Raw genomic sequence first — 23429 nt, forward strand, 5'->3', positions numbered from 1 at the left:
CTTGAGAAACTTCTCCGTTTTTACAGAATCAGTTTTTAACCATTGTACTTGAAATATTGGCTACAACAGAAAGACTCTTAATAGAATCGGCAAACTTTAACCCTGAATCAAATTCCCCGGAAAGAAAATAACCAATCGCTATCCTTCTATTTATCTTATCAAAATCTCCTAAAAGATAATCCTTTTTAGCTTGTTGAAATAGCGAATATTGTTTGTCTTTATTATTTTCAGAGACAATTTCATTCTCAGTTTTTCTAAATGCAAACATCCCAAATGGAAATTTTGCTATGGCAGCATTTGAAATAGAGTCTGCTTTGTGGCGATCCCCTTTATTGCTATAATAAATTACCAGATTATAAATATCAGCCTCACTCCCATTTTGCAAAGCAAACATCCTTTGCTGTAATTTAGTCTGATTCCTTTCATTTAAAAGCGAATCAACCACATAGCTCATTTGTGCATTGGCACTAAACCCGATGAGTATCAGGAACATAATTATCAAGCGTCTCATACATTAAAGTTAACTATTTCTCTATTAATATCTTGCGCGACAGGACATGCTATATGTTTATTTTAAATCAATAATTTATATTTTCTGACATAATGACTCATACATGTTTTAAAGGATAATTCATCGTTTCAGATCAACAACCGCTAACAGGCTGTTCTTCCAAATTACTATTTGCACTTTTTGATAAAATAACTAGCTTTATAAAAGAAGCCAGATATTAAATGAAGAATTACCAGAAATACCTTAACATTAGTGAATTTGAAAAAAATTGGGGATTTTATATCAATACGGTTGGTTCGGCAAAAGTAGCGCCTAATAAAAATTACCCAAATAATCGTGAGCATCCAATAGATCACTCCTTTACCTGGAATAAGGGTAGAATACTAGATGGTTATTACCTGGTTTTCATTACCAAAGGCGAAGGTTTGCTGGAATCTGCAAAAACCAAAGCCTACAACATTCAAGCTGGAACATGTTTCTTTTTATTTCCAGGGGTATGGCACAGATACAAGCCGCATCCTCAACATGGCTGGGAAGAATATTGGGTTGGTTTTAATGGAAGCTACCCTGATGAATTGATGAAAAAGGGGATATTTACTGCTGAGAATCCTTTTATTGATGTTGGCCTGAGCGAAGATTTACTGCAGCTTTTCCATACACTTATCAAAACAGTTGCGGCTGCCGAAATAGGTTATCGTCAGATCGTTTCAGGGCTTACCCTTCAAATTTTAGGTTTGGTAAATGCCATATCGAAATACAAAACTCCTGATATCGGGAATCAATCTAAACTCATCTCGAAGGCAAAATTTCTTTTACAGGAATCTATTGAGAACCCGACGAATTTAGAAGAAATGGTAAAGGATTTGCCTATGGGGTATTCGAGGTTCAGGAAGATTTTTAAAGAAACAACTGGCTTATCACCAAATCAATACCACCTTAATCTGAGATTAGACAAAGCAAAGGATTTACTTACATCCACCAATTTAACCATTAATGAAGTGGCTTATCAAACAGGTTTTGATTCTATTTTTTATTTTTCCCGCCTGTTCAAGAAAAAGAATGGATTGCCGCCTAAAGAATACAGGCTTCGTAAAGTATAACTAATTGATTATTTAAATTATTGACCTCAACAAATCCTTCATGTAGCTATTGATTTCAAACTGATCAGCAACAGGCATTCCATTTGAGGGTAAAGTAACCATATAAGGAGGTGGACCGAATTCGGGAGTAATGGTCATTCGCTCATCGCCGGCTTCTTTTTTGTAGTCAATGATTTTACCCCACCAATCGAGAAATATCCGTGTGGCATTCTGCCAGTCTTTTGCACGCGGGTCTGTTACTTGTGGCCCTTCGGGATAACCAACTCTTGCATGAATGTGTTCAGTTCTTTTTATTGCCTCATCTAAAATATTTGGGCAATTTTCCAGATAGCTTTCGGTTACACAAACCCAATGAGAAAGATCAGCTGTGATTTTCATATCAGGTCTCAGCTCAAAAAGTTCCATTGCATTGTACGGGCTAAAACCTATCCTGCCTCGATGGGTTTCGTGAACAACCCTGATATTCCTTTTTACAGAGAACTCCTGAGCCGTATCAATTACCCTTAATTGTTCATCTTTCGAGAAATAGTCCTTACCGCTATGTGAATTAATAAGTGTCGGGTTACACTCCATAGAGAGATTCAAATAGTACTCAAAAGACTTGCAAAAAGACTTAATATCGGTTCCTGCGGCTTGATGCTGATGACATACAATTGGAAATTGGTATTCATCCAGAAGTCGGATAAACTTTTTACGTTCTGCAGCATCTTCCGGAATCCATGCATCAACACCATCATAACCTGCCTGTTTTACTTTTAGAAAAGAATCTTCAAGAGGAAGGTCTTCCATCCCCCAGAGTGTGCACAAAATTTGTGTTTTCATTTGTTTTTGGATGCTTATTGATGTCTGTCGAAAAATACACCACTTACTGCAGCATTCTCACCGCGTACATGGTTGATACGAATTCGTATACTTCCGGTATAATTAAAGATCAGATATTTTCCATTTTGATAATCCTTGATTAACTGAACAGGTGAGATGAGTTCGAGTGTTTTGGCGTCAAATATTTCTACAGCAGATCGCCTTTCTTTGTTATCCCAGTCTAAAAAATACAATGCGATTTGATGGTTCTGAGTTCCGGTAACCTGAACATCCATTGTGATGGTTTGCAAAGTGGGAGTTGGATCTTTGGTTACAACTGCACCAAAGCTACGGTTAGTACCCGATGTGTCGCTGAGTATCCTATTGTCTGCCGGAAGTATCAAATGAACATTTGCCTCATTTCTTAACTTTACTGAGGATATGTATGCAGGTAATTTCTGTAAATGTTTACTGTTTTCGAGGTAATTGAACAAAACAAATCCTTCTTTACCATAACTACCCTTCCAATTTCCAGAAGTTAAACTATCCTGCTGGAAGATATTAACAGGGTAATTCCAGGACATACTTTTTACTTGTGCAGCTTTATTTAGTGTTTTATAAACTACCTTATATTCATATTCTCCGGGCGTTAGGTTATTTACATTTATGTAGCCATCTTTAATTTGAAATCCTTCACCGCTTAAAATTGGTTTTCCATTTAAAAAAAGTGACTTTACAGTATTGCCACCTAATGGAATCGCAACCTTTTTTGCCAAGGTGCCCGTGGGTATTTCGAGTGTAGTTATCCCTGATTTCACATTAAAGCTGGCAGTGATCAATCCATTTAATGTTGGTGTGCTTCCACTAACATAAGATATGGTATCTCCTAAGTGAGGTATGATTTCAAAGACTTTGAAGCCCGGTTCAAGTGGCTTTATGCCTAGCATCTCTTCTGACAACCATTTAACTACTCCTGCGCTCCATGGATGTGTTAAGCTGGTATATCCGCATTGGTTATTGGGTGGAGCATCATTTTTATCGAGTATTGTATTCCAGCTTGGCCGGTACACTTCAAAAAATGTTGTTCCTCCATATTTGATTTGTCCGCCCCAGCAATCTTTAATTGCACTTATAGCCTCTTCGTACTTTTGCATTTTGGCCATTGCCCCAATGATAAAATATTCATTAAATGGGGAATAAGACAGGCGGTTTACCCGATCAGTATAGTTACGCTGATAAAACAGTGCATCTTCCTTAGGTGTTATAAGACCAGTATTAATAGCATCTGCTGATGCATGAAGTCCAAATTCGTTCGGCCAGTTCTTTTTCTTTCTTTCCTCAGCAATTTTCTGCTGAGCATAATTGGTATATTTCTGCGCCAGGTCGGGTCTTCCAATCTGTTTCATTAAGCGACCAAATTCGGCCCATGAACGTATGGTGAGCATTGAATAAGCACGCTGAGATTCTTCGATATTTGGATTTTCGAAACCTGCCCCAAGACGCTCGTCCCAACCGTAAAAGCCTAACTTAGGTGACTTGCCAAAATGCTGATATGCGAGATCTAGTTTTTTACAAGCGTTATCAATATATCTTTTGGCAAATTCAACATCTCCTGTATAATTTACATAATCAATAAGACTTAAAACCCAATAGAGAGAATAACTTAGAATGCCATTATTTAGATCTGCAGTATTTATGGTGTTGGCTTTCACAAAATCATAGTTACCAAAAGCAACCATAGAAGCTGCCTGCGATGGATAAGCATCACCGGTCCATGAATGGCGGTCGCTCCGTTCCATTAATATTGCCCCAAAATAGTCTTTTTGAAGATTTAACTTAACGGTATAGGCACCTGTATACCATATTCTGGTCAATTCCGAATCACTGCAGGAAAAGCTGCCCTGATAATTTACTGGTTTAACCTGACAAACCAAACGAAGGTTCTTAATATGCCAGATTTGTTGATGCGAGAGTACCTTTATCCAGCCAAACCTTACTCCTTCATAAAGCTCTGGGTTTAATTCCAACCTGTAAGTTTGGCCATGTTTAACAGGTGCCATAGTTTTAAGCGGATGCAATGCGCCGCTATTTACAATTGCTTGCTCATTATATTCGCTGATACTCATGGTTATGCTATCGATTAAATCATCAGATTCAAATTCAAGCCAGCCAGCATTTGTTTGTCCAAAATCAAACCGAATTGAACCTTTTCCATTTACAGCAATTACGCCGGTCTCCTTAAATTCTTTTGTATTAAAACTATCTGCGTTTGAAGTTTTCCAGCTAACGGGTCGCAAACTATAACTTTCCAGACCATCTGATGCTTTAGGATCAGTCCAACTATAATTAATGAGGGGGTCAGGTGAGAACGGGTTTTCAGTCAGTTTCTTTTTTGCAGAAACCGGAGGATAGCTACTGCCTTGCGCACGTACGCTTTGAATGCAACTTGAATAGCATATAAAAAAAGCAATTGCAAAAAATACACGCGCTAAATGAATCATAAAAAGCTACTCCTTAATACAGTGAAATTTAATTTGGTTTACAGCGAAGTTACGCGCTACCCTTAAAATATCATTGCCATTAAATGGCTTTTCTTTGCACTTTTTGGCATTAATCTAAATTACCATCCTTTAATTGCACCGCCTTTAAATTCTACTTCGGCTGCCTGTGCTACTTCTGCAGATTGATACGCCTTTACAAAGTTTTTGATTTCTGCTCTGTCCTGATCCCCTGTCCTGGTAACAATAATATTTACGTAAGGAGACTTTTTATCTTCTACAAAGATTCCGTCACGCTCTGCAACTAAACCGACAGGTGTAGCAAAAGTATTATTAATGATCGCTACAGTTACATTCTGATCGTCTAATGCCCTTGGCAACTGAGGAGCTTCAAGCTCAACAATTTTAAGTTGTTTTGGATTTCCTACAATATCATTCACCGTAGGTAATAAGCCAACTCCATCTTTTAACTTTAACAGGTTAGCCTTTTGCAATAATAACAATGCCCTGCCGCCGTTGGTAGGATCATTGGGTATAATAATGGTGCTGCCGTCTTTAAGCTCTTCAATTTTTTTAATCTTTTTCGAATAACCAGCTAGTGGATAAACAAATGTATTACCAACAATTGCAAAATTATAACCACGCTGCTTAGCCTGGACATCTAAATAAGGTTTATTTTGAAATGCATTTGCATCAATATCTCCCTGGTGAAGTGCTTCGTTGGGCATCACATAATCATTAAACTGTACCAGCTCTACATCTAATCCGTATTTCTCTTTAGCTACCTTTTGAGCAACCTGAGCTATTGTATATTCAGGGCCTGATTCAACTCCAACTTTAATGTGATTGGGAGTATTCTTTTTCGAATTGCCTCCGCAGCCGAATAAACCAACAGAAGCTATAATTGTAAATATTGCAAGTGCTTTAATTTCTATTTTCATAAGTATTTTTAATAAGTTATTTTCTATGATCTACTTTTTTGGCTATAAAATCGCCAGTAAACTGTATAAAGAATACAAGGGCTACAAGTGAAACCAGTACCGTATTCATTACAGTTACATCGTATCCTACATATCCATACTGATACCCTATTTGGCCTAGTCCACCTGCTCCTACCGCTCCTCCCATTGCAGAATAACCAACAAGAGTGATTAAAGTAATTGAAGCGGTATTGATTAAAGATGGAAGCGCCTCTGGGAGTAAGACCTTGTAAACAATTTGAAATGGTGTTGCTCCCATTGCCCTTGCAGCCTCTACCAAACCATGAGGAACCTCGATCAGGCTATTTTCTACCATACGGGCAATAAATGGTGCCGCACCAATGCTTAAGGGAACCAATGCAGCTTCTACGCCAATAGAAGTACCAACAAGCATCCTTGTAAAGGGTATCATCCATACAATTAGTATAATGAAAGGAATAGACCTGAAGATGTTAACCATAACTGACACGGTATTATTAAGTCCTCTGTTTTCTAACACCTGCCCTTTGCGGGTCATAAACAACATTACGCCTGTTGGCAATCCAATAACGAATCCAAAAAAACCGGAGACAAAGGTCATGATGATTGTTTCCCAGGCTCCTTTAAAAAGGAGTAAAATCATTGACTCAGACATATCCCAATACCTCCACTCTTATCTGTTTTTTGTTATAAAATGCTATTGCCTTTTGGTGGTTCTCTTCAGTACCTGAAACCTCAATTACCATTGCACCAAATTTAACTCCACCGGCATATTCAATTTGTGCATAAATAATATTGTTGTCTAACTGAAATAAGCGACTTACTTCAGACAACACAGGATCATCGGCAGATTGCCCTGTAAATTCCAATTTTAACAGTGGTTTTTTATCTGCTTCTTTCTTACTGCTTAACCTTTCCAAATATTCTATCGGAATATTGATTTTTAAAGAAGAGGCAATAAATTCCTTAGTAACATCCATTTGAGGATGTGCAAAAATCTCACTGACAGACCCTTGTTCAATAAGCGCTCCCCCACTAATTACAGCGACCTGATCACAGATGTTCTTTACAACATCCATTTCATGTGTGATTAGTAAAATAGTAATATTCAGGCGTTTGTTAATGTCTTTTAACAGGTTAAGAATTGACTTTGTTGTAGCAGGATCCAGCGCACTGGTAGCTTCATCGCACAAAAGCACTTTAGGATTACTGGCCAAAGTACGTGCAATGGCTACGCGCTGCTTTTGTCCGCCAGATAAATTTGCCGGGTAATCATTATGTTTTTCTTCCAGCCCAACTAATGCAAGCAGTTCAGCAACTCTATTATTGATCTCTTGCTTAGGCATTTTGTCCAGCTCCAAAGGGAAAGCGATATTTTCCGAAACAGTTCTGGAAGACAAAAGATTAAAATGCTGAAAGATCATTCCAATCTGTCTTCTTTCTTTAGCCAGATCTGCTGCCGATAAATCCATCAGATTTTGTCCATCAACAATTACTTCTCCTGAAGTTGGTCTCTCCAATAAATTAACGCAACGGATTAATGTACTCTTGCCAGCTCCTGAAGCCCCAATTACACCAAATATCTTTCCCTTAGGAACTTTTAGTGACACCTTTGACAGGGCAATGATTTCCCTATCTTTCTGATGAAACTTTTTAGTTATATTTTTTAATTCAATCATTAAACTTATTGCAGTTTTGAACTCAGCTATGTATAAAAAACTAAGTTCGCTGCAAAAGTAAGAATAATCATTAATAGTCTAGTGCATTAATAGACTTTTACATCTAACACACATTTTTTTAATTAAAAGCCTCTTCTATAAGTTCTTTATTTATCATAGCTCCTGCTTTTGTACCCGCTGCCGTTGCAGCAGATACTGCACGAAACATTGTGGTATTATCCCCTGCAGCATAAATTCCCGGGATTGTTGTTCTCTGGAAATCGTCAACACTGATAAAGCCTTGTTCATTGATACTACATCCGAGTTGCTCAGGTAATGTTGAGTGCTGGTTAAATCCTACTTTGGCAAAAACTGCTGACAGCTTTTGTTTGCTTCCATCTTTAAGAACAACATTTGTAATATAGCCCTGATTGTGTTCAATTTCCACAATCTCCTTTTCTATAATTTCAATATTATGCTGTTTAATCTTCTCTGTTTGTTCCAGGGTAAGAGTAGATTGTCCATTTGTAAGCAAAACCAGGTTTTTACTCCAATTGTGAATTAGTCTGGAGAATTCAAAGCCTAAATCACCATTCGCAATAACGCCAATCGGCTTATTTTTTACTTCATAACCATGACAATACGGGCAATGCAGAACAGAAATACCCCAACATTCTGCAAACCCTGAAATATCAAGCATCTGATCACTAATACCGGTAGCAAATAGCAATTTAGTTGCTGTAAATGATGCTCCGCTTTGTGTACTTATTATAAAATCATCTTCTGCTTTTGCTGCTCCGATTGCAACATCCTCATGAAAAGTTACTGTGTTATACTTTAAAACCTGATCTTTCGCAACATCGGCTATTTGTTTAGGGGGCAGTCCATCTTGAGTGATGAAATTATGTGAATGAGGTGTTTGCCTATTGCAAGGTTTTCCGCTATCTATAATTAAAACTTTTTTTAGAGAACGTCCGAGTGTCATAGCAGCTGAAAGTCCGGCATAACTACCCCCGATTATGATTACATCAAATCTTTTATCGTTTTCCATCTTTGTTTATTTAGCTATAAAAACTGTATTGTTTTTATAGCAACAAAACTAAATACAATAATTAACAATGCAACATAGTTGCAAATAAACTCTGTTAACGGAATCTCATTTTTTGTAAGCAGTGTTAATTTGAGGAGCTTTTCCTCAAGGACTTGCTTCCGAAGATGTTATATCGAATAGCAAAAGCTTGCTGGCTATCAACTACACCATCAAGGAAATGAAAGGATAAAGTAAACTTACCTTCAATTCCTTTATATATTTTTGGTCGCCAGCTCAGATCCAACCTATTATATGTTTTAGCGGTATAGAATTGATCTCCATCCATGATGTGATGCCCTTCTCCCTTATAAAATGAATTGGTAACACCAAATCGGTGGTACTCTGCGGCCATTTCCAATAACAATCCTTTTGGCGTTTTCCAACCTCCGACACTACGCTCACGCTCAAATGACATTAATCCACCTGTATTAAAAGTTAATGAATCTAAAAATGACCTACCACTAAGATCTAAACCCACTTTAACTGCGAGTGCTCCATTATCTTCGATATGGTCTCCCGGAATATCTATCGCGGGCCCTGCGTTATGCAACATCATCGCATAATGAGAAACAAAGAACATGTCTTTTTTATAACGGCCTGATAATCCGAATATAAAATTCTCTCTATCAGTTGCGGTCTGGCGGCTAGTCCAGTCGATAAACAATAACTGCTTCCAGTTTTCATTTTCATATTTAAGCAACATACCTTCCACATTTGGTCGGTAATAACTTAGCGTATCGTTTAAAACAGCTCTTGGGAAATCAGAAAGCAAATCCCGTCTTGGAAACACTCCCATATAAAAATTCCAGTTTTGCTGAGTAAACTGATAATAAACAACAGGATCTATTTTATTGGTAAATTTAGGCGAACCAAATTCATGCAATGCATTAAACCCAACTCTAATCCGGTGGGTACTATCAAGTAATAATCCCAGTTCAGGAGAAAATCTTAATCCAAATATAGTTTGAGAAAATCGATTTGACCTGGCATACTCCCTGTTGTCTGCAAAAGTGTGAATATTGAGGTTACCTTCGATTTCCTGAGAATAAATTTTTGTTACCGCAGAGGACAATAGAATAATAGTTAACAGAATTTTAATTCTCATATATTTAAGATGTGCTTTTAAGGTTTGATTTACCGTGTTATTATCAATAATATGGTCTAATATCTTTGTTTCAATAACAGAGGCAAATATTAGATAAAATAGTCTTATTTTAAAACTTAATAAATGTTAGTTTGTAAAATTTAATTGTAAAGCCCCATGACCATAAATCAATTGCGTTTAATCACCTCTCTGTTGATGTTTATGATCTCAAATGTAGGTCTGTCACAAAACAAAATTGTTGTATTTCAATCAGATTTTGGTTTAAAGGATGGTGCCGTTTCAGCTATGAAAGGAGTTGCAATGGGCGTCTCTCCAGAACTTAAACTTTACGACCTCACGCATGAAATTCCTGCCTATAATATTTGGGAGGCTTCTTATCGGCTCATGCAAACTGTACCGTACTATCCCAAAGGAACAGTTTTCGTTTCTGTTGTAGACCCCGGAGTTGGCACTGAAAGAAAATCGATAGTATTAAAAACCAATACAGGTCAGTTTATAGTTACCCCTGATAATGGAACTTTAACATTAACAGCAGAGCAACTAGGGATTGAGGAGGTTAGGGAAATTGATGAAGCGGTTAACAGACGAAAAGATTCAGGCAAATCTTACACCTTTCATGGAAGAGATGTATATGCATATACCGCAGCCAGATTGGCATCTGGTGTGATCTCTTTTAATGAAGTTGGAAAAATATTGCCTAAAGAAGTTGTAAGCATTCCTTATCAAAAAGCAATTATCATTGGCAAAACGCTTAAGGGCAACATTCCCATATTAGATGTACAATACGGCAATATATGGACCAACATAGATGCCGAACTTGTAAAAAAATTCAATTTAAAATACGGTGACTACTTAAAAATTTCAATTTTTCACAATGACAAAAAGGTGTACGAAACTGAGGCGCCATATAGCGAAACCTTTGGCAATGTACCAAAGGGCAAACCTTTATGTTACCTCAATAGCTTACTACAACTTTCATTTGCATTAAATCAAGACAGCTTTGCTACTGTACACAACATACAGAGTGGAAGTGACTGGGATGTAGAAGTAACTAAGCTAGACTTCTGACAATTGAAGTTCTTCTTTCGGGATATCCTGAATCACCTCAGCCTGTTTCTTCTTTACCATAACACTTACCCTGTAAACGAAAATACAGCAAACAGCAATAATTACTGAAACAACGATACCTAAGATACCATAATTTTCAAGCGGCCCTGTACTGCTTTTTTGCGTAACTATAAGTCCGGCACACAAAGCGGCAATACCCCCTGCCATTTGCTGAAGCGAAGCGTTCACACTCATAAAGGCACCTCTATCTTTCATATCTGGTATACTCATTGTAAGTGTCGTTGCAAGAATCATCCTGCTCATTATCCCCATAAACAATACCATATTGATTAATACAACTTGCCAAAGTGGTATAGGAACCAGATTTGTATAAATTAGGATCATGACTATTGCCAAGGCAGAGCCTGCTGTAAACAACATAAATTTATCAATCTTATCGCTTAACTTCCCTATTAATGGCATTATTATAATTGATGCAATACCGGTAAACATAAATACCATAGGTAACTGCTGAGGCGTGATATTTATGTTATTAATCAGATAAGCACTACTAAAAGGCATAAGCATAAAACCTCCGACACTTAAAAAGGCTGTAGCAATAAAACCTGTTTGATAAGATTTGTTTGACACTGCATGCCATAAATGCAAAAAAGCACTTTTATCTGATTGAAGAGCAAGGTGCTTATCTATAGGCTTAACCTTAATTACAATAGTTATGGCTATTAGCGCGGCCAGACCAACGATCATTAAAAAGGAAGAATGCCAGCCCCATAAATTCGCAAAATAAAGGCCAATTGGAATACCCAGTACCTGACTGGCAGCAAATGCCATTTGTACAAATCCCATCACCCTGCCACGCTGATTTACTTCAAATAGATCGGTCATGATGGTCATTGAAATGGCGCCAATAACACCACCAAATAACCCTGTTATTATTCTGGCCCCTAACAACATCCAATATGTTGTTGCTAAGGCACAGCATAGCGTACCAACAATAAATCCTGCATAGAAAAACAACAGTATTTTTTTACGATCGAATTTATCTGCAAAACCAGCTGCAAGTATCCCTGATGCTCCTGCACTAAATGCATAAGAAGATACCACCACTCCAAAGCCTTTTGGAGTAATTGAAAGTGATTTCATTAAGTAATCGCCCAAAGGCGCAAGAACCATAAAATCAAGCACTATTGTAAATTGGAGTAAAGCCAACAAGGCTATTACCAACTTTTGATAGTTGCTAAATGGTAAAATTATATTAGTTGACGGTTGTTTCATGAGTTTTTTATTAGGTCAATTCTTCACACTGATATCCATTTTTTGAAACCAGTTGAATTACCTCATCAAGCTTCAAAATCGGAGATACGATACGCAGCACACAATCAACATCTTGTTGATCTACTGTCCATTGTTTTATTTTATGTTTTTCCATCACTTTAGCGATGAGCATTTTGTCATCAGCAGTTTGAATGTTTGTTTTAAAAAGCAGAATATCTTTAAAATCTGGTTCCATAGTTTTTTACTTTTTTAATGCTTTTATGACCAATTCAAAGGTTTCCCAAAGCGCTTTATCTGTTAAAATGAATGGTTTACCTCCAATACTGCGACCTTCAAAATGAAATCTTACAAGGTTATATAGGGGAGCAAAAGCCACTGACCAATAAACCTCCAGTTGCATTGGGTTAATTTCGCCCCTGTTGATCGCATTGGTCATAAATTTTCCGAGTGTTATCTTGAAGTTATTCACAATCGTTCCATAAACCTGCTCTTGATAAGTTGAGGTCCTCAATTGCTCAAGAAACTGTGCTGTTATTGGATTTTCAAGCATACACTTTGCCCTATTTTTCCATTGTTGCCTCAACCCAACTTCAAAAGATACTTCAGGATCGAAATTCTCAAGCATCACTTTGCTCATCCGATCTGCTTCTTCCATTGCGATCTGTAAGATCAGATCGTCTTTATCTTTGTAATAAATGTATAGTGTAGCTACAGATATTTTGCACTCTTTAGCTAACTTATTCATGGTAAAACCTTCAAAACCTGTCTTCACAAGCAACTCCATTGCCTTCTGTTTTACCAACTCTACTTTATTCAGATCTCTTGCACGCATAATGCTTTTCAAATATCGCCACAAATATAAATGAATATAAATGAATATTCATTCATTTTTAAAATATATTTTAAAAAAATGGTTTAAGATTATGGGACAATTAATTATAAGTACTGACACCCCAATTAAACAATTCTGGAGCAAGACAAAGGATCTATTTCCGTTTTTTCATCTCCATTCAAAAGGAATGACTCCTGATTCTATTTAAATCTAGAAAAATTTGAACTTATTGGATTTTTTATGTGTTATAGCCTAAGACTTTAAATTTTAATACTATGAAAAACCCAAAGAATAACACTGTAAAGGCAGAAATAATAGACCAAAAAAAACCTAAGGGTTCTGAACCAGAAAATTCAACCTCTGCAAAAGATGCCAAAAAAGTTAAAATTGATAAGAAATCCTAAATACCTCTTACAATTTCTATTTCCTACAACCTTATTTGTAAGCAAATTAGTGCAAAGTATTTTAACAATTCAGAAACATTTTCAAGTTTTAACTGTAGGTATATTAACTAACCACTTAAATGCTAAAATCATGAAAACTAGAATTTTATTACCAGCTGTATTATGCTGCTTGCTTAGTTTAAATGCCTGCCGAAATACAGAAAATAGCACAAGTAGTACTTTGGCTGATTCTTCTCTAGAGCAAACAATGACTGACACCACGGCCGTAAACCGCGGTGAGGGAATGCAATTCTTTTTAGAGAAAGCGGCTATTGCTGGTAATATGGAGGTAGAGCTTGGCAAAATGGCTACATCAAAAGCCAGCAATGTTAGGGTTAAAAAATTTGCTGAAAAAATGGTTAAGGATCATACCAAAACAAACGATAATTTAAAAAAATTGGCTGACAAAAAGAAATTAACAATCCCGACCTCTATTCCTGAGGCAGATCAAAACCATATAAATGAAATGGCAAAATTATCAGGTACTCAATTTGATAAACACTATATGGATATGATGGTAAAAGACCACATAAAAACCCTTGATTTATTCAAATCAGCAACTACTTCTGGAGATATAGATGTAAGAAGGTTTGCTGCGAAAACACTCCGCATGATTGAAGGGCATTACAAACTTGCCACAGATTTGAGTTCTGACTTAAAATAAAAAAGAGGCAAACCCTCTTTTTTATTTCTTCTCTGCCCTAACAGCTTTAACTTCTGAGCCTTTTATGGCACTGGCCTTATTCCCGAAACTGTTCCTTACAAAGGTTAAAACATCAGCTATTTCCTGATCTTTTAAAAAGCCATGCGAAGGCATGATATTCGTATAAACTTCCCCGTCTATTTCAATTTCTTCTGCCAAACCATTAAGTATTACCTTAATTAACCGGGTTTTATCGCCAAGAACATATGTTGTTTTTATTAGTGGAGGATTCATGTTCTGAACGCCACCCCCGTCTGCCATATGGCAACTTAAACAATATTGATTGTACACTTTTTGTCCGTTAGTCAAAACCGATGCAGACACAACTTCAGTTTGGACCGTCTTTTTAGTTTTGCCTTTTGTTTGGGCGTTTAATTTTATATTACCTATTGTTAAGATCATAATGATCGTTAAAACCTGCTTCATCAAACTTTTTATTTTCTGTTATAGACTATACGATAAATTGTTCCTTTAACATCATCTGTTACGTAAAGTGAACCATCAGATCCCTGGGCCAATCCACAAGGGCGATGGTCTGCCCTTCCGGCCGCAGCTTTTTCAGGCGTACCAGCAAAATTATCGGCAAAAACTTCCCAATCCCCAGAAGGTTTCCCGTCCTTAAATGGTTGAAATACTACAAAATATCCTTTTTGAGGTTCAGGAGCACGATTCCAAGAGCCGTGAAAAGCGATAAAAGCACCGTTTTTATATTTATCAGGGAACATATTTCCGCTATAGAACAGCAAACCGTTTGGCGCCATATGGCCTGGAAAGGCAACTACGGGATCTATGAATTTTGAATCAGCCTCTTTCTTTTTATCACCGCCATATTCCGGAGCTACTATTTTTTTATGTTGGATCTGATCATAGTACATAAATGGCCAGCCTGCATTATCGCCTTGCTTTAAAGCGTACAAACACTCTGCAGGAACTTCTGCAGATTCTTTTTCATTATAAAGCTCTGGCCAGGAACTATTCAGGTTATCTCTGCCATGCTGCATAACAAAAAGCTGGTCATTTTGCTGATTCCAATCTAACCCAACAACATTTCTTAGTCCAGTTGCAAAACGAACACCCTGACCATAGCTCTGGTTCAGTTCTTTTGCTTTGAACTGCCATATTCCAGCCATAGAATCTAACAACGGGCAACCTTCTATTCCTGGAGAACGTAACCCACGATCTTGTTCCTGACATGAATTTGAATTTACGCCAATATTTACATAAACATTTCCATTGTTATCTAAAACAAGTGATTTAGTTTCATGCTGGCGTCCGGCCTTTAAACCTGTAATGATCTTTTCAGGTTTATTGGGGTCAATTACTTTATTTTGTGCATCAAGTTTGTACCTAAATACTTCCTGATTTGATGATGCATATAAGTATCCGTCTTTCATGTAAATTCCGGTACCTCCATAATTACCAAAGCCACCTGTAACCTGGGCCTTACCATCGCTGTTCTCATGAAGGACAATAATCCCCTTTTCTTCTTTGGACCTGGCAAGTTTAACATAGATGTCTCCTTGCGGAGTAACAACCAGGTGTCGGGCTTTTGCCCCTAGTTCTGCTACTTTTAAAGCGCCAAATCCTTCTGGCAACTTTAATCCTGCATTATCGGCATCAGGTATTGGCCCCTTGCCTGTTAAATGATTATTTGAAATATTTTTGAAAGAATATAATGCAATAAAAACCATTGCACTTAGCAAAACCGGAATTAATAATGATTTTTTCATCTGGTGATTTATTTGAAGAACTTTCCGCTGTTTAAAGTTATTGTTTTTCCCCGGCATTTTTCATCTAAATTAACGTAATAATGCAGTTGCACACCATAATATTGGTGCCTGGCCATGCAAGTCACCAATATTACGTTTACGATCTAAGTAATACTGGCGATCATTCTTTTTATTTGTACCCTCACAAACTTCTCTCACCTCATCATTTTCATTGATGTAAGTGATTAAGCCAAGCCAGCCTTTCCGGGCAGCTTTCCCATAAACTTCTTTATCCAGCCAGCCATTTTTCACACCTGTAATCATTGCAAAAGTAAACATAGCCGTTGATGACGTTTCTTCCCAGGCTTTGGGATCATCGATTAACTGACGCCACATTCCATTGTCTGCCTGATATTTAAGCAACGAGGCCATCATGTTTTTATACCCCTTCATAATGCGGTCATAATTTGGATTGCTTTTAGGTATAGATCTAAGCAGCTCAGCCATACCCGCAGCCATCCAGCCATCTCCTCTCCCCCAAAAGAAGGGAACGTCCGGGGCGTGATAAAACAGGCCATTAGGCTCCTGAAGCTTGTCTAAATAAAAAACCATCTCTTTAGCTGCCCTATCTATATACTTTACCTCTGCGGTAGCTCTATACGCTTGAGCCTGAACAGCCGTGATCATATACATATCATCTATCCATAAGCGCGTTTGCCAGGTATAACCTTGGTTGTAAAACTCATGCGATTCAGGTTTTACTCTTGGACCTTCTGGTGGGCCCCATTGTTTATCTGCAATTGACAATCCAAGATCAAGATACTTTTTATCTTTTGTTTGCATGTAAAGTTCTAATGGAACAGATCCAAATACGGTATAATCTACATGATCAGGTACAGGAATCATTTTTGCTTCTTCACCAAAAAGGGGTTCAAACCTATCAGCAAGTTTTTTAACCATCTCTTTATTTCCACTTTGTTTTGCAAAAGTTAAAGCACCATACCAGGCGCAGGTTTCCGGATAAGTAATCACCTTTGGAGGTCCTGGTCTGTTAAAATTAGTGTGTGGTGTTACGATGAAATGATTTGCTACCCTTGTTCCAATTTCCTTTGGTGATGTTCCTTTTGGCCAATTCTTTAAATTGGCTTCTTTTGATTGTGCCTCTACATTACGCTGTCCGACAATCATAAAACAGGATATAAAAGCTGCTATGCTTAGAATTTGGTTTTTATTCATGCTAGTATATTTATTTTTTGATGATTTCTAATTCTTTTGATATTCCTGATAATTTATTTTCAACCACTTTTATATCAGCACTTGCTGTCCCTTCAACACGAACAAGTGCTTTTGCTGTCGCTTTAACAGTAACATTTTTTACCAGTGCTATTTTTACATTTTCTAAGCGGATAATCGACTCCCCTCCTTCAGTATCTGGAAGCTTCCAATTACTAACCTCCAAATCACTTCCATCCTCGCAAACTAAAGCAGGTCGGAGGTCATTTCCAGAAAGATTAAACTTAACATCAATAAGTTTTAACCCCTTAACATGTCTTGCCCAAATACCGTATGCGGGAACTCGCGGACCAAATGTTTTAACTTCCGGATATTGATCAATTGCTTCTGGTACTACTTGCCTGCCATGAGCTACAGTTCCGCCTCCGGCCAAACTAATTTCTATATTCTCAAGAGTTAAACCAGTGATGTAATGTCCGGGAATGCCTGTGATCAAAATACCTGTTGGAGGCATTAGTTGCGCATCGGCAGATGCTTTGGCTTTAACATTTTTAATTACAACATTTTCAAAAGTACCTGTTTGCTGTTGTGTATCAGCATCTTTGCGGAACACACTTAGTCGCGACCCAAGACGGAACAGCATTGGGGTCCTAACCTCTTCCATGGTTATATCTGATATTTCAATATTTCGTAAATGAGCACCATCAACGGTAAGTAGCTTAATGCCTCCATTTCTGGTCTCATAGATATGGCAATTTGAAATTTTAATATTCTCGAAAGCTGCCATCGACTCAGTTCCCATTTTAATTCCTGCCTGACTGCTTTTGAGTCTTAAACCTGTTACCACAATATTCTTACAGGCCATTTTACTTGATGTGGTTTTAAACACCAATGCATCATCCCCGCTTACTACATCACAATCTTTAATTACAACCTCCTGGCAACCATCAATACCGATACCATCATTATGAGCAACACCCACACTTTGTATCTTTACATTTTCAATATTTATTTGTCTGCTCTGAAAATAATGAGAAGTCCATGCTCCTGCATATTTTAAAGTTACTCCTTTAACATTTACACCGGTACAACGTACAATTCGTAAAAGAAAAGGCCTCATCCCCCATCGTTGTCCTTCTGGCCGGGTATCAGTAAGTATATGTTTTGCTTTAATTGCAGCCCCCTGGCCATCAATTGTTCCTTCACCTGTTACTCCAATATTTTTCGCATCCACAGCTACAAGTAAAGCCCATCCAACATCAATACCGAGACCTTCGGTAAAAGGGTCCATATTTTTATAGTCTTTAAGGTCTGTACTGCCTAGTAAAACAGCGTTCTTTTGAAAACTGATAGTTACATTGTCCTTCATAACGATAGTTCCGGATAAGAATTTACCCTCAGGAAAGATTACGCTTCCGCCACCCGATTTATAGCATTCATCAATTGCCCGTTGAATCGCATTCGTATTTAAGGTCACTCCATCTCCAACAGCACCATATTTGATGATGTTAAAGTCAGCAGCTCTTACAAAATTTGTAAAAGCCGCCAACACACATAAACTAACCAATATTTTCATTTTAATCATCATCACCAACCCGTATTTTGTGGATATTTTGGACCTGTTGTAGTGGCATCTATTTGACTCTGTGGAATTGGACGTAAAACATGAAACGGCTGAATATTTCCTTTGGCCTCATTATTATATAGTTTCACTCTCTCTTCAAGTTTTTTTGTCCTTACAAGATCCAGCCATCTGGTGAGTTCTCCACATAGCTCCCTTGATCGTTCATCCAATATAAAATCCAATGATGGAATACTTGTTACATCCATTATAGACGAATTTGAATTAGGAAAAGCCGCTCTTCTTCTAATTGTATTTATTAAATTGATAGCGTCTCCTGCAGAACCACCTCCCATATATGCCGCTTCTGCCGCCATTAGATAAGTATCGGCAAGTCGATAAACGATCACTGATCGTATAGACGGATAATTCAAATCCTGACGTTTGGTATCGTTATACTTTTGCATATAAGGTGATAAACTAATCGTGTAGTTACGGGGAGGGATTAATAAATATCTTGATGCTGCTATCTGCGCATTTGTCACATCCTTACCCGGCATATAAATTGCAGTGTCTCCAACTGCGAATTTAGGTTTCCCGACAACAGCATCAGCTGGGGCTCCTGGTGGAAGAGGTGCTTTCCATACTGGAATAGATGCTGCATTATTACAATACCAAACGGTTTGAAAAGTTTTTTTGTATCGTGTATCGTTTACACGCTCGACAAATGCAGTATTTGTTAACCATGGTGTTGGTACACACCTAATATATGGTCGCCCATAAAATACGTCTCTTTTCATGCCAGGCTGAAGTTCATACTGAGGCACCCACATATGGTTTAAAACATTATCTGCGCCACCGCTGTTGTTGGGTCCATTATAGGCCAGGTTAGGCGTATGTTGTACGCTCCATAACACTTCGCTACTGTTTTCATTCCCTTCGGCATAAACCTGCGCAAAATCAGGCAGTAATGACATACCACTTGTATTAATAACAGTCATTGCTGTATTATATGCATCTGTGTAATCGCTGCCTTTTTTTGCGGACGACCCTGCTCTGGTCAAATAAACTTTGGCAAGAACATGTTGGGCAGCAGCCTTTGTAACCTGGCCCGGCCTGGCACCAGCAGTTTTAGGGCTTGCATATAAGCTTGGGGTGCCTATTGCATCTTGCAAGTCTTGTATTATAAAATCATAAACCTCAGCCATTGGTGTACGTACCGCAGAAGAAGAAGCTTCTACCTGGAATGTTTTGTTTAATGTAACATCACCCCAGAATTGAACCAGAACAAAATAAAAATTTGCTCTAAGGAACTTAGCTTCTGCCACCATCCTGCTTTTTAAAACATCATCAACCTCTGGCACTGTAGCAGCATTTTCAATAACACCGTTACAGGTATTTATATTTGTGTAACACTCTTTCCAAATTGCCGAAACCGTACCATTGGAAGTATTGTAATTACTGTTGTATTTATTAATATCATTATTACCATCCTTTCCGGTATAAAATTCATCCGTTCCAATCACAGTCATAGTGAACAGATTTTGTGTACCCCAAAGCATCCGCGTACCAGCATATGCAGCATCTAGGCCTTTTTTAAAACCCTGTGTGGTTTTAAAAAAATCAGGAGTCAGTATGGAGTGTGGTTCTTCTGTTAATGATTTTTTACAGCCAGATGCCGCCACCGCAAAGGTGCAGACAAGCAAGTATATATATATCTTTTTCATGATCTTTCTAGTTAGATAATAAAATTATAAGGTAAGATTAACGCCAAATATTATTGAATAAGCAGCTGGAGTATCCACATTTACGTCTCCCCTATTATTTCCAGAATTTATTGCCTCCGGATCTATGCCGCTATACTTGTTGCGGTATTTTGAGAAAAGAATAAATGCATCATTAGCTGTAGCGTAAACCCTTAGATTTTTTCCTCCAATTTTTGTTGCCAGCGCCGACGGCAAATTATAACCGAGAGTTAAGCTTCTGATCTTAACAAAAGTGCCATCAAAATAACCTAACGTAGAGTTGTTTGGTGTATTTGTTGATGCTGCATTTGGTTTAGGCCAAAAGTTCTCTCCATTTGTCGGCGTCCAGTAGTTTATGTTAAGATTATTATAATTACCCTGAAAAGTATTAGCAAAACCACTATTATGCACCCTGCTAACGATTGTGCTTCCGAATCTACCAAAAGTTACAACTGTGAAATCAATATTTTTAAAGGCAAACCTATTTGTTAAGCCCCCTGACCACTTTGGCTGACTAGATCCAATAAATACTCTATCATCTGCATTAATTCTCTGGTTACCATCAGCATTAGGTGTCTTATTTGCGTTATCAACTTTAATATTTCCTATAACTGAACCTGTGCCACTCAGAGATAAACCAAGACTTTTGGCTAATGCAGAGTCTGCAGGAGTATTCTGCCATATACCTATCTTTCTATAATCAAAAATGGTTCCTATCGGCTGTCCTACAAATCTACTGTTGGTAATATCATTTAGTACCCCTTCTTCAAGGGCGGTTATCTTACCACGGTTGATGAAGACATTGAGATCTGTAATCCACGAAAATTCTTTTTTGCCATCACCTTTAAAATTTACTGTGCTAAGTTGAAACTCAAACCCTCTGTTTTCAGTTTTACCAACATTCGTTAAAATAGAATTCGGGATTCCCGTTGTAGCCGGTAAACTTTTAGGAAGTAACAATTTATTTGTTAACTGCCTGTAAACTTCAACAGATCCAGCAATTCTATTATCAAACAAACTAAAATCGACACCAATATCAGCGGTTGTTGTATGTTCCCATTCCAAGCTCCTGTTAACAACATTGGCAAGGTAAACTCCTGTTGTGGTTTGATCACCAAAATTGTAAGGGACTGCACCAAGACTACCTAAAGTTTGATATGGATCAATAGCAGTGTTCCCCGTTCTTCCATAGCTACCTCTTAATTTTAAACTTGATATGGCTTTTATATTTTTCAGAAAACTTTCCTCATGCATATTCCATGCGACTGCAGCCGATGGGAACACTTGATATTTTCTTCCCGGACTTAAGCGCGAAGATCCATCAGACCGCATAGTAAGTGTTAATAGGTACTTATTTTTAAAACCGTAGTTTAACCTACCCATATACGATAGTATTGCCCATTTTTCATAATCACCAGATCCGACCAGATTTGCACCAAATGCGGGGTTATAGAAAACCAGTTCAGCAGCAATATCATTGTTATTAAAGGTGTTAGATTGGCCCAATGATTCCTGAAAACTAAATAGACCTGTAAAATTCAACTTATGGTTCTCAGCAAAAGTTTTATCATAAGTAAAGATATTTTCCAATGTATAATTGCTTCTAAATGCATTTCTATTACTCGAGGTCGATAGCCCTCCCAGATTATTTGATGTTGCACTTCCATAGAAATTACCATAGTTATCGGATTTAATTTCTGCACCTGCGTTAAACTTATACTTCAATCCTTCAGCGATATTAACATCTGCATAAAATGTAGTAAAAGTCCCAAATCGTTTCCTGTTCTCTATTTTAGCACCATCAACAAAATCAGCCAATGGATTCCAAACCTGATTTGCACTGCCCGGAACAAATCCAACAAGTGACCCATCTGCTGTATAAGGGCTTGCAAGTGGACTTGCTCTTAAAACCTGCCCCATAGGATTTGCTCCTTCTCCCTGTGTATTGTTATATGTGTTTAATGAGCTTAATCCAATTTTCACATGCTTTCCAAGTTGCTGGTCAATGCCTGCCTTTACAGTATAGCGAACAAAAGATTGTCCAGGATAGATTCCGGTTTCATTGTGATAGCCCGTTGATACTGAAAACTGAGTTTTTTCTGTCCCCCCTGAAACGCTCAACTGATGATTGGTGTTTAACCCTGTCTTGTAGATAAGATCTTGCCAATCGGTATTCCTACCCATATTAATTCCTTCTATTTCTTCGGCGGCAAAAATACCATCGGTTAAAAGTCTTGGATCATCAATTCCAGTATATTTGGGTTTGCCATCAACGAAATTACCATTTACCACAGCCCATTTTTTTAGGTTCATAAATTGCTCTCCATTCATCACATTTACTTTACCCAAATTTTTAGTGGCCCCGGCATATCCACTGTAATTAATTACCACATCACCGACCTTTCCACGTCTGGAAGTAACAAGAATTACACCATTAGCCCCTCTGGCACCATAAATTGCAGTTGCAGAAGCATCTTTTAAGATTTCAACAGAGACAATATCATCCGGGTTAATATCATTTATATTTCCATTGTATGGTATTCCGTCGACCACGAACAGAGGACCATTCTCAGCACTTATTGACCTAACTCCTCTTATTCTTATAACCGGTGCGCTTCCAGGTTTACTATTACCACCACTTTTCTGAACATCAATACCTGCTCCTTTGCCTTGTAATGCTTGGGATAAATTAGCTACAGGAACATCCCTAAGCGCTTTTTCGTTAATAGAAACAATCGAACCTGTTATATCTGATTTCTTTTGTGTTCCGTAACCTACTACAACAATTTCGCTTAATGTTTTATCTTCGGTTACAAGAGTTACATTAATTGTTGATCGATTTGCAACAGGTATTTCCTGAATTGCAAAACCCACAGAAGAAAACACCAGGGTTCCTGAGCCGTTCGGAATGGTGATGGAATAATTTCCATTTACATCGGTACTGGTGGTTGTGGAAGTACCTTTTAATTTAACACTTACACTAGGTAAGCCTCCGCTGGCATCCGATACTTTTCCTTTTACAATAAATTGCTGGAGGGAGGAAAAGCCATCAAAGCTACAGCAGCATAACAGAAGTACCAGAAGGCACGACTGAAGAGAAAATGCTCTACTAATCATGGTTTAAGGTTGTTTAGGTTT

At 37.7% G+C, this 23429-nt stretch carries 21 protein-coding genes; 4 read left to right on the forward strand and 17 right to left on the reverse strand.

The features are described from left to right. Positions 1–28 precede the first annotated feature (28 nt). Complete coding sequence (locus AC6CH7_RS13390) at positions 29–511, reverse strand: hypothetical protein (protein WP_498263218.1); 483 nt, start codon at positions 509–511, stop codon at positions 29–31. A 221-nt stretch (positions 512–732) separates the two neighbouring features. Between AC6CH7_RS13390 and AC6CH7_RS13395 the strand changes: the two genes are divergently transcribed. After that, a complete protein-coding gene (locus AC6CH7_RS13395; RefSeq protein ID WP_498263219.1) occupies positions 733–1611 on the forward strand; it encodes an AraC family transcriptional regulator in 879 nt (292 codons plus the stop codon). 12 nt (positions 1612–1623) lie between these two features. Here the strand turns inward: AC6CH7_RS13395 and AC6CH7_RS13400 are convergent, their stop codons facing one another. From AC6CH7_RS13400 to AC6CH7_RS13430, 7 genes are all read right to left on the reverse strand, one after another. Next, complete coding sequence (locus AC6CH7_RS13400; protein ID WP_498263220.1) at positions 1624–2433, reverse strand: sugar phosphate isomerase/epimerase family protein; 810 nt, start codon at positions 2431–2433, stop codon at positions 1624–1626. 14 nt (positions 2434–2447) lie between these two features. After that, the gene (locus AC6CH7_RS13405; protein WP_498263221.1) at positions 2448–4913 is read right to left on the reverse strand and encodes an alpha-L-rhamnosidase C-terminal domain-containing protein; all 2466 of its coding nucleotides are present in this window, start codon (positions 4911–4913) and stop codon (positions 2448–2450) included. A 119-nt stretch (positions 4914–5032) separates the two neighbouring features. After that, positions 5033–5851, reverse strand: coding sequence for a methionine ABC transporter substrate-binding lipoprotein MetQ (gene metQ, locus AC6CH7_RS13410; RefSeq protein WP_498263222.1), 819 nt, complete (start codon positions 5849–5851; stop codon positions 5033–5035). A 16-nt stretch (positions 5852–5867) separates the two neighbouring features. Further along, positions 5868–6512, reverse strand: coding sequence for a methionine ABC transporter permease MetI (locus AC6CH7_RS13415; RefSeq protein WP_498263223.1), 645 nt, complete (start codon positions 6510–6512; stop codon positions 5868–5870). A gap of 4 nt (positions 6513–6516) precedes the next feature. Further along, complete coding sequence (gene metN, locus AC6CH7_RS13420) at positions 6517–7548, reverse strand: methionine ABC transporter ATP-binding protein MetN (protein WP_498263224.1); 1032 nt, start codon at positions 7546–7548, stop codon at positions 6517–6519. 118 nt (positions 7549–7666) lie between these two features. Then, the gene (locus AC6CH7_RS13425) at positions 7667–8578 is read right to left on the reverse strand and encodes an NAD(P)/FAD-dependent oxidoreductase (protein ID WP_498263225.1); all 912 of its coding nucleotides are present in this window, start codon (positions 8576–8578) and stop codon (positions 7667–7669) included. 124 nt (positions 8579–8702) lie between these two features. Further along, positions 8703–9722 (reverse strand): lipid A deacylase, encoded by a 1020-nt coding sequence (locus AC6CH7_RS13430; RefSeq protein ID WP_498263226.1) that lies wholly within the window; start codon positions 9720–9722, stop codon positions 8703–8705. A 156-nt stretch (positions 9723–9878) separates the two neighbouring features. Here AC6CH7_RS13430 and AC6CH7_RS13435 point away from each other — a divergent pair, with 156 nt between their 5' ends. Next, positions 9879–10790 (forward strand): SAM hydrolase/SAM-dependent halogenase family protein, encoded by a 912-nt coding sequence (locus AC6CH7_RS13435; protein WP_498263227.1) that lies wholly within the window; start codon positions 9879–9881, stop codon positions 10788–10790. On the opposite strand, the gene AC6CH7_RS13440 is transcribed toward AC6CH7_RS13435, so the two are convergent. Genes AC6CH7_RS13440 through AC6CH7_RS13450 form a run of 3 tightly spaced genes read right to left on the reverse strand, consistent with a single transcriptional unit; the run spans position 10779 to position 12897 of the window. Further along, positions 10779–12065 carry an MFS transporter gene (locus AC6CH7_RS13440; protein WP_498263228.1) on the reverse strand — a complete coding sequence of 429 codons (1287 nt, stop codon included), beginning with the start codon at positions 12063–12065 and terminating at the stop codon, positions 10779–10781. The two genes, AC6CH7_RS13435 and AC6CH7_RS13440, sit on opposite strands and share 12 nt — an antisense overlap. Before the next feature lie 10 nt (positions 12066–12075). Next, positions 12076–12300, reverse strand: coding sequence for a hypothetical protein (locus tag AC6CH7_RS13445; protein ID WP_498263229.1), 225 nt, complete (start codon positions 12298–12300; stop codon positions 12076–12078). Between the two features lie 6 nt (positions 12301–12306). Continuing rightward, entirely contained in the window at positions 12307–12897 is a 591-nt protein-coding gene (locus tag AC6CH7_RS13450; protein WP_498263230.1) for a TetR/AcrR family transcriptional regulator, read from the reverse strand. 275 nt (positions 12898–13172) lie between these two features. Between AC6CH7_RS13450 and AC6CH7_RS13455 the strand changes: the two genes are divergently transcribed. Then, positions 13173–13301, forward strand: a complete 129-nt coding sequence (locus AC6CH7_RS13455; protein WP_498263231.1) for a hypothetical protein — start codon at positions 13173–13175, stop codon at positions 13299–13301. Continuing rightward, complete coding sequence (locus AC6CH7_RS13460; protein WP_498263232.1) at positions 13267–14004, forward strand: DUF4142 domain-containing protein; 738 nt, start codon at positions 13267–13269, stop codon at positions 14002–14004. The genes AC6CH7_RS13455 and AC6CH7_RS13460 overlap by 35 nt, the downstream gene beginning before the upstream one ends. A gap of 21 nt (positions 14005–14025) precedes the next feature. On the opposite strand, the gene AC6CH7_RS13465 is transcribed toward AC6CH7_RS13460, so the two are convergent. The 6 genes from AC6CH7_RS13465 to AC6CH7_RS13490 all read right to left on the reverse strand — a co-directional run bounded on the left by AC6CH7_RS13465 (position 14026) and on the right by AC6CH7_RS13490 (position 23408). After that, the gene (locus AC6CH7_RS13465) at positions 14026–14445 is read right to left on the reverse strand and encodes a c-type cytochrome (RefSeq protein WP_498263233.1); all 420 of its coding nucleotides are present in this window, start codon (positions 14443–14445) and stop codon (positions 14026–14028) included. A gap of 32 nt (positions 14446–14477) precedes the next feature. Beyond that, positions 14478–15773 carry a PQQ-dependent sugar dehydrogenase gene (locus tag AC6CH7_RS13470; protein ID WP_498263234.1) on the reverse strand — a complete coding sequence of 432 codons (1296 nt, stop codon included), beginning with the start codon at positions 15771–15773 and terminating at the stop codon, positions 14478–14480. Positions 15774–15842: 69 nt separating this feature from the next. Further along, a complete protein-coding gene (locus AC6CH7_RS13475) occupies positions 15843–16988 on the reverse strand; it encodes a glycoside hydrolase family 88/105 protein (protein ID WP_498263235.1) in 1146 nt (381 codons plus the stop codon). Positions 16989–16998: 10 nt separating this feature from the next. Further along, on the reverse strand, positions 16999–18573 hold the full coding sequence (locus AC6CH7_RS13480; protein ID WP_498263236.1) for a glycoside hydrolase family 28 protein: 1575 nt from the start codon (positions 18571–18573) through the stop codon (positions 16999–17001). After that, entirely contained in the window at positions 18573–20273 is a 1701-nt protein-coding gene (locus tag AC6CH7_RS13485) for a RagB/SusD family nutrient uptake outer membrane protein (protein ID WP_498263237.1), read from the reverse strand. The genes AC6CH7_RS13480 and AC6CH7_RS13485 overlap by 1 nt, the downstream gene beginning before the upstream one ends. 24 nt (positions 20274–20297) lie before the next feature. Continuing rightward, positions 20298–23408 (reverse strand): SusC/RagA family TonB-linked outer membrane protein, encoded by a 3111-nt coding sequence (locus tag AC6CH7_RS13490; protein ID WP_498263238.1) that lies wholly within the window; start codon positions 23406–23408, stop codon positions 20298–20300. Positions 23409–23429: the final 21 nt, after the last annotated feature.

The sequence above is a fragment of the Pedobacter sp. GQ55 genome, from assembly GCF_059758925.1.

Bases quoted from the DNA above. Each gene is read 5' to 3' on its own strand.
- AC6CH7_RS13390 (WP_498263218.1), bottom strand. From the start codon at position 511: ATGAGACGCTTGATAATTATGTTCCTGATACTCATCGGGTTTAGTGCC.
- AC6CH7_RS13395 (WP_498263219.1), top strand. From the start codon at position 733: ATGAAGAATTACCAGAAATACCTTAACATTAGTGAATTTGAAAAAAAT.
- AC6CH7_RS13400 (WP_498263220.1), bottom strand. From the start codon at position 2,433: ATGAAAACACAAATTTTGTGCACACTCTGGGGGATGGAAGACCTTCCT.
- AC6CH7_RS13405 (WP_498263221.1), bottom strand. From the start codon at position 4,913: ATGATTCATTTAGCGCGTGTATTTTTTGCAATTGCTTTTTTTATATGC.
- metQ (WP_498263222.1), bottom strand. From the start codon at position 5,851: ATGAAAATAGAAATTAAAGCACTTGCAATATTTACAATTATAGCTTCT.
- AC6CH7_RS13415 (WP_498263223.1), bottom strand. From the start codon at position 6,512: ATGATTTTACTCCTTTTTAAAGGAGCCTGGGAAACAATCATCATGACC.
- metN (WP_498263224.1), bottom strand. From the start codon at position 7,548: ATGATTGAATTAAAAAATATAACTAAAAAGTTTCATCAGAAAGATAGG.
- AC6CH7_RS13425 (WP_498263225.1), bottom strand. From the start codon at position 8,578: ATGGAAAACGATAAAAGATTTGATGTAATCATAATCGGGGGTAGTTAT.
- AC6CH7_RS13430 (WP_498263226.1), bottom strand. From the start codon at position 9,722: ATGAGAATTAAAATTCTGTTAACTATTATTCTATTGTCCTCTGCGGTA.
- AC6CH7_RS13435 (WP_498263227.1), top strand. From the start codon at position 9,879: ATGACCATAAATCAATTGCGTTTAATCACCTCTCTGTTGATGTTTATG.
- AC6CH7_RS13440 (WP_498263228.1), bottom strand. From the start codon at position 12,065: ATGAAACAACCGTCAACTAATATAATTTTACCATTTAGCAACTATCAA.
- AC6CH7_RS13445 (WP_498263229.1), bottom strand. From the start codon at position 12,300: ATGGAACCAGATTTTAAAGATATTCTGCTTTTTAAAACAAACATTCAA.
- AC6CH7_RS13450 (WP_498263230.1), bottom strand. From the start codon at position 12,897: ATGCGTGCAAGAGATCTGAATAAAGTAGAGTTGGTAAAACAGAAGGCA.
- AC6CH7_RS13455 (WP_498263231.1), top strand. From the start codon at position 13,173: ATGAAAAACCCAAAGAATAACACTGTAAAGGCAGAAATAATAGACCAA.
- AC6CH7_RS13460 (WP_498263232.1), top strand. From the start codon at position 13,267: ATGCCAAAAAAGTTAAAATTGATAAGAAATCCTAAATACCTCTTACAA.
- AC6CH7_RS13465 (WP_498263233.1), bottom strand. From the start codon at position 14,445: ATGATCTTAACAATAGGTAATATAAAATTAAACGCCCAAACAAAAGGC.
- AC6CH7_RS13470 (WP_498263234.1), bottom strand. From the start codon at position 15,773: ATGAAAAAATCATTATTAATTCCGGTTTTGCTAAGTGCAATGGTTTTT.
- AC6CH7_RS13475 (WP_498263235.1), bottom strand. From the start codon at position 16,988: ATGAATAAAAACCAAATTCTAAGCATAGCAGCTTTTATATCCTGTTTT.
- AC6CH7_RS13480 (WP_498263236.1), bottom strand. From the start codon at position 18,573: ATGATGATTAAAATGAAAATATTGGTTAGTTTATGTGTGTTGGCGGCT.
- AC6CH7_RS13485 (WP_498263237.1), bottom strand. From the start codon at position 20,273: ATGAAAAAGATATATATATACTTGCTTGTCTGCACCTTTGCGGTGGCG.
- AC6CH7_RS13490 (WP_498263238.1), bottom strand. From the start codon at position 23,408: ATGATTAGTAGAGCATTTTCTCTTCAGTCGTGCCTTCTGGTACTTCTG.